This is a genomic window from Lysinibacillus sp. UBA6686, assembly GCF_002455205.1.
Taxonomy (GTDB): Bacteria; Bacillota; Bacilli; order Bacillales_A; family Planococcaceae; genus Lysinibacillus; species Lysinibacillus pakistanensis.
The window spans coordinates 16,669-23,434 of sequence record NZ_DKJS01000044.1; the positions used below are offsets into that span (position 1 = coordinate 16,669).

Genomic DNA, 6,766 nt, shown 5'->3' on the forward strand with positions numbered 1-6,766 from the left:
TACCAGCGACCTGAGCGGATTCGGAGATTACCCGAGCGCTTTTCCCGGCGACCTGAGCGGGATTCCGGGATTACCCGAGAGCTTTCTCTGACAACCGAGTATTTATAAATCTATGTTAAGTATTCCCTTTAAACTATTTGAACTAAAGATGGTTAAAATAAACGGTAATCTTTTCATCAAACATATCTGTCTCAATAAATCGTTCACTATGACTCTCGCTCACATAATCAATATCATGCAGCAACACATTTGCTTTTAATAATGCTTCGTGTTGCTGGATAATAGACGTTACTTTAGTATTCCCAGCAATATATATCGAAACATACTGCTCAACAGGTAGTTGCCATTTTTTACGTGTGTCTTGGATTGTTCGGATTAATTCTCTTATTTGACCTTCTTCCAATAAGCTTGCTGTAAGATGAACATTCATAAGGATTCGACATGAGGCATCTTCCGCTAAAATATATTGATCTTTTACGATGGATTCCATTAACACATGTGCCTTTAGCAATGTTAGCTGTTCTCCTTCAATCGTAATGATTATCTCATCCGTTCGCTGTAATTCATGTTTCTCCTGATCATTTAAATTCATGACGTAATCTTTTACTTTATTCACTTTTGCTCCAAATACAGCCCCTGCTGTTTTAAAGTTCAGTTTATAATGAACTGTTTCATATGCTGAAAAATCATTTGTCCATAAACATTCTTTCATATTTAGTTCATCTTTCACCAGCTCGCTATACGGCTGAAAATCTGTTAATTCTCCGTCAACAGAGACAATGATTTCGCTTAATGGCTGCTTGACCTTAATTCCCTGACTATTACGAACGCTACGCCCTAATTCTACGATTGTTAAAATAGTTTGCATTTCTTTTTCGAGCTTCGCATTAACGAGTGCTTCATTATATTTTGGGTAGTCTTGTAAATGCACGCTCTCCCCACATAATTGTCGATACAAATCCTCTGTAATAAATGGTGTGAATGGTGCTAATAATTGACAAATTGTTGTTAGTAGCTCATATAGTGTACTAAATGCTCCCCTTTTGTCCTCTGACAGCCCATTTGCCCAAAATCTTGACCGTGAACGTCGGATATACCAATTACTGAGCTCTTCCACAAGCTTTCCAATTTCACGTGTTGCCTGCGTAAATTGAAAATCGTCCATACATTTTGTCACAAATTGAATTGTATGATGTAAACGAGACAATATCCAATGATCTAATTTTGTACGTGAGCCTGTATTGTTTGCATCATACTCAAAGCCATCGATCTCTGCGTATAACTGATAAAATTTAAATGTATTATCCAATGTATCGACTAATTTTGATTTCGCATCCATAACAATTTTTTTTGAAAAGCGTTTTGGATTCCAGGGGGAACTGTCGACTAAAAATGACCATCGCAAAGCATCTGCTCCATATTGCTCAATTAATTCAACTGGTTCTAATGCATTTCCTTTACTTTTTGACATTTTCTGTCCGTGCTCATCTAAAACATGACCCAAGGAAAGAACTTTTTTATAAGGTGCCTTTCCTGTAAATAAAGTTGAAACCGCTAATAGGCTATAGAAAAAGCCTCGAGTTTGATCGATACCTTCGATGACCACATCAGCAGGAAATTGATTGTTAAAAGTAGCAGGGGCTTTAAAAGGATAATGCTGCTGTGCAAATGGCATTGAGCCACTATCAAACCATACATCAATGACTTCAGGTGTGCGTACCATCTCACCATTACATTTTGGACAACTACAAATAACCTCGTCGATATATGGCTTATGAAGCTCGACATCCTGTAAAATCCCCTTCGCTAACTTCTTCAAGGCAGGAATACTATTTGGTGCTTCTTCATAACCACAATCCTGACAAATCCATACATTAAGAGGTGTGCCCCAAAAGCGATTACGGCTAATATTCCAGTCCACTAAGTTTTCTAAGAAATTTCCGAATCTGCCATGTTTAATATGCTCTGGATACCATGTGACCTGCTCATTATTTTCTAAAAGCTTTTCTTTTAATGCTGACATTTTGATAAACCAGCTATCTGTAGCATAATAAAGCAAAGGTGAATCACAGCGCCAGCAATGAGGATAGCTATGCTCATATTTTTCCTTATCAAACAATAGTTCCTTTTTAGCTAGCATTTTAATAATGTCGACATCGCATTCTTTGACAAATTTACCGACTAGCTCTGACACCTCTTCTGTATAACAACCTTTTCCATCCACAACATTGACAAATGACAGACCATTTTGCTGAACTGCTTTATAGTCGTCTTCTCCATAAGCAGGTGCAATATGCACGATACCTGTTCCACTGTGCTCCGTCACATAATCGGCTAGTACAACAATATGCCCTTTCTCAACTGTAACGTATGAAAAAAGTGGAATGTAGGACACATCCTCAAATTCATGACCATAATGCTCACTTAGCACTTCTACAGGTTCAGTAAAAACTTTGCTGACAAGCGATTTTGCTAGAATATACACCTTTTCCCCCTGCTTTACACGTACATACATAAGTTCTGGGTTCATCGCCAATGCAACATTAGCAGGCAATGTCCATGGTGTTGTTGTCCAACCAAGAAAATATTCGTCCTTCCCCTCGATTTTAAACATCGCAGTTACAGATAAATCCTTTACATCTTTATAGCCCTGTGCCACTTCATGAGAGCTTAACGATGTTTGACAACTAGGGCAATATGGTGACACGCGATGACCTTTATATAAAAGCTTTTCCTTGTGTACATGGCTTAAAATATGCCATACGGATTCGATATAGTCATTACTTAGTGTTAAATAGGGATCATTCATATCAATCCAATAACCTAGTTGCTCTGTAAAGGATCGCCATTTCTTTTCATAAGTAAAGACACTTCCCTTACATTCCTGAATAAATTGTTCAACACCATATTTCTCAATTTCCTGTTTCCCAGAGATCCCAAGCTTTTTTTCTACCCCTAATTCTACAGGTAAACCATGTGTATCCCATCCCGCTTTACGTTCAACGAAATAGCCCTGCATGGTTTTATAGCGAGCAACGACATCTTTAATCGTTCTACCAAAGGCGTGACCTACATGGGGTAATCCATTAGCTGTTGGTGGTCCTTCGTAAAATACAAATGGCTTTTTGCCAGAACGATTTGCAACAGTAGCCTGGAATGTCCCTTCTTGCTCCCATAATGTACGAACCCTTAATTCCCTTTCAACAATTGTTTCTTTTTTCTTTTCCACTTGCATATGATTTCCTCCTATACAATCCATTTGTATAAAAGGCATACAAAAAACCCCGTCCCAAACAAGGGACGGGGTTAACCGCGAATACCACCCTAATTCTATTGACACATCGTTCAATAGCACTCAGCAACGTACAATCATACGTGTTCTTTTTAACGGTAGACACCCGGATTAACCTACTATGTTCGGCCAATCTTCTCAGAGAGGATTTTCATGTAACACTTGCACACCGACTTTCACCATAAATGTCGGCTCTCTGTAGAACATAATGAAACATTACTCTTTCTCATCAACGAATTTGTATGCTTTTATTGTCACTCATCTTAACAAAGTAATTTTTGTCTGTCAACAATTTCAAAAACCTTATAATGCCATTTTGAAATTCCCCAATGTTTCTATGAAGTACTGTATGCTGGGTTTATCTACTTGTTTGGATAACATTCTGTGATACTTGCTCATCAAGCTGTGCCTGCCTTTCTGCAAGATTAGTCATGGCAAAAATTAGGCTAATAGTCTTTAAATTAGTTCCTCTCTCCGCTCACAATCTAATGAGCTAATATGTATTATCATGGATTGTATAGCCTTAATTTTTCATTATTCTTGATTCAAGTGCCATAAATTTTTTAATGGTATTTCTGCTAACTTATAGCCATATTTCTGTAACAACAATCGATCTACTGCAATTTCAGGTTGCTCCCAATAAAATTTAACGACTACGTTACAATGGGCAAGTGCTAAATGATCTGTGAAACGCTTAACATAATCATCTAAAACCTCTATATGTTCCTCTTTTACGCTGATTTCAGAAAAAATGCTCACTGATACATAGTTTGTCCGTTGAATATCTTCATCAATGATAGCATCTGGCAAATCTAATTCCTCAATTGACGCCTTCCTTCTTTCATCCACAATGACTAAGCAGTAATGTATTTGCTCGATGCGGATTGACCAGATTTCCAAATCAGTCAAGCGCACAATACGTTCAAAATAATCAATCATTCTCTGTACTCCTATCAACATCCATTGTATAACTTTCTCGATAAATGCCATCTAGCTTCCATCCATCGTATAACCTTACATAAGTGAATTCCTTCTGTTCCCTATTGTCTATCGTCACAATTACCTTGCTTCTCCACGGTAAGGTTAATGCACGTACTTGTCCACCGCTCACTTTTTCTATTTGATCTGATAAACCAAGTAATGTAGCTGGGGTTATTGTATGTTCGATTAAATAAAGCTGACGGTCAGTGCTATCCTCAAAATCCTGCATGACTTGCTGATGAAAGACAATGATTTTTTTATTGGTTTCATACATACCTATAAACACCATAAAGATACTAATGATTGTGAGTGTTCCAATCCAAAGGATATGTTTTTTTCTTAAACCCCAATAATAATAAGAGTGTTGATCCTGTTTATACAAATACAAATAATAAGCAATACAGATTGGCCAAATAAAAACCAACTGCCAAATAAGTACAATCCAAAAGATATCGCCGAAGGAAATCATAAAATAAGTAGTTAAGAAATTTAATAAGCCTATTGAAGAAAATAGCTGCCGCTTACAATGCTCCAGGTAGTTACACTTAAAATGTAAAAATAATAGAGGAATAGTTAACAGAAGCGCGGTTGCAAAATCCATAAGCATAAACAAAGCCTTCACTCCCCTCATTCTTTTTTATGTAAAAATGCTGTAATTCTCGCAATAATTATACCTTAATTTGCCACAAAAAACAGCTTATCCTAAATGAAAATGACCCCAATTGTGAATGGGGGCATATCATTATTAATAAGCTATTTTTCTATTATTTTTCGATTTTAATTTCATCCAAATTAGCTACAAAGCCATATTTGCCAAGACGCTCTTGCATACTATAGGTAACGCTTACCATGTTTCCTACAATAATTTTTTCTTTTACTTCATGAAGGGGATACCAAATTCCATTTTCTTTTTGATCAATCATTTCTTCATTTGATAAATATCCAATTAAATCTTTTACTTCCCCAGAAACAACTAAGAAACGATCTCCTTCAATTGCTACAACATAGCCTGTTTTATATTTTGTGCCAGACACGTACGCATCTTTTGGATCGAGTGAAAATTGGTATTTTTTCTTTAAATAGGAAATTCTATCAACATACTTTGCAGTAAGATAGTCCATCGCCTCTTTTTTAACACCTAGATAAGCATGTAGGGGGAAGGAATTCTCATATCTCTTTTGATAATCTTTAAGTAATTCATTTCTCGCGCTTCCTTTGATATTAAAAGGTTCGATATATTTTTCAAAATACTCATCCACCGACATCTCTAAATTAGCAAGGTTTTTTTTGAAATGACCATCTTCTAAATTCTGTTTACTCATTAGTCTGTCTTTATCTTCCAACTTATGATTTATGTCAATGCCCTTACTTAAAGCATATGCATAATAAGCATCCATTTCTATCATTGTTTGAAACAATTCATTACGAGATTGTTCACTTTGAGGATTATATGCATTCAACATTGTGGACATTTCATCTTCATCTAGAATTGTCAGGTCATTTGAAGATAAAAGTAATTTATTATCTAATTGTAATTGTGAATAGAAAAACAACACTATACATGCTGTAAAAAAGACGGAAATTACACTATATTGCCATCGCCAAACTCTTTTTTTATTGTCACGTTGTTCTATATGCTGCACAACATTTGCCATAACCCTCTTTTTACTTTCCGATAAATCCCTTATTACCGTCACATCCACTTTACTCATGCAGTAGCACCTCCCACTCAATATGCTGTAGCTTTGGCTTTAATAGTTCTCTTCCACGACGCAGCCTTGTTTTGACTGTGCTCTCTGGAATACTTAATAACTCGGCAATTTCCGCAACAGGTAATTCCTCAAAATAAAAATAAATTAGAACCTCACGCTGTTTTAATGGTAGAGCTAAAATAGCATTTTCAATTAATGCTTGTTCATCTTGCTGAACAAGCATGTCCCTTCTTATCACAGCTTGCTTCGCAAAAATTTTCTGTTGCACCTGAATTTTACGGTATGTCCAGCTACGTAAATAATCTTTACTTTTATTGGTGACTAGTTTTGATAAATAAGCCCGCAATTCTCCACGTTCTTCGTAGTTTTGCTGATGATCATAAAATTTAATAAATACATCCTGAACGATATCTTCTGCACTTTGTAAATCTCTTACATAGTAAAAGGCTAGTCGAATTAGTCTTTCTGTATGCTGTTCCATAATTTTTTCGAGTTCATTAATCTCAAGCAACTTCACTCCCCCTCTCTGCCTATAAACGGTGCTCACAAGCTAGAGGTTTGCATTTTTTGAAATTTTTCCTCTTCAAAGCTGACAGAATGATTCCCACCTTCAACTGGTTTCTGGTAGTCTTCTCAGTCACCTGAGCAGCTTTTCCCCCTACCTGAAAGATTTCCTTGGCTGTCCGAGCAGGTTTTCTCTTTACCTGAGCAATTTCTTTGGCCACCCGAGCAGGTTTTCCCCTTACCTGAGTAATTTCCTTGGCTACCCGAGCAGGTTTTC

General features: G+C 36.6%; 6 protein-coding genes and 1 other annotated feature. All 6 genes read right to left on the minus strand.

All coding sequences use genetic code 11. The features are described 5' to 3' along the window. Positions 1 to 142: 142 nt before the first annotated feature. Positions 143 to 3,235 (minus strand): isoleucine--tRNA ligase, encoded by a 3,093-nt coding sequence (gene ileS / locus B2R82_RS11275; RefSeq protein ID WP_286924947.1) that lies wholly within the window; start codon positions 3,233 to 3,235, stop codon positions 143 to 145. Between the two features lie 58 nt (positions 3,236 to 3,293). Then, positions 3,294 to 3,534 (minus strand) — a binding site (T-box leader). A 292-nt stretch (positions 3,535 to 3,826) separates the two neighbouring features. After that, positions 3,827 to 4,231 carry a hypothetical protein gene (locus B2R82_RS11280; RefSeq protein ID WP_286924948.1) on the minus strand — a complete coding sequence of 135 codons (405 nt, stop codon included), beginning with the start codon at positions 4,229 to 4,231 and terminating at the stop codon, positions 3,827 to 3,829. Then, entirely contained in the window at positions 4,224 to 4,880 is a 657-nt protein-coding gene (locus B2R82_RS11285) for a hypothetical protein (RefSeq protein WP_286924949.1), read from the minus strand. The genes B2R82_RS11280 and B2R82_RS11285 overlap by 8 nt, the downstream gene beginning before the upstream one ends. Before the next feature lie 157 nt (positions 4,881 to 5,037). Then, the gene (locus tag B2R82_RS11290) at positions 5,038 to 5,985 is read right to left on the minus strand and encodes a DUF3221 domain-containing protein (RefSeq protein WP_286924950.1); all 948 of its coding nucleotides are present in this window, start codon (positions 5,983 to 5,985) and stop codon (positions 5,038 to 5,040) included. Further along, complete coding sequence (locus B2R82_RS11295; protein ID WP_286924951.1) at positions 5,978 to 6,496, minus strand: sigma-70 family RNA polymerase sigma factor; 519 nt, start codon at positions 6,494 to 6,496, stop codon at positions 5,978 to 5,980. Before B2R82_RS11295 ends, B2R82_RS11290 begins: the two co-directional genes overlap by 8 nt. 19 nt (positions 6,497 to 6,515) lie before the next feature. After that, positions 6,516 to 6,766: hypothetical protein (locus B2R82_RS11300; RefSeq protein WP_286924952.1), on the minus strand; the 251-nt coding region annotated here is incomplete at its 5' end.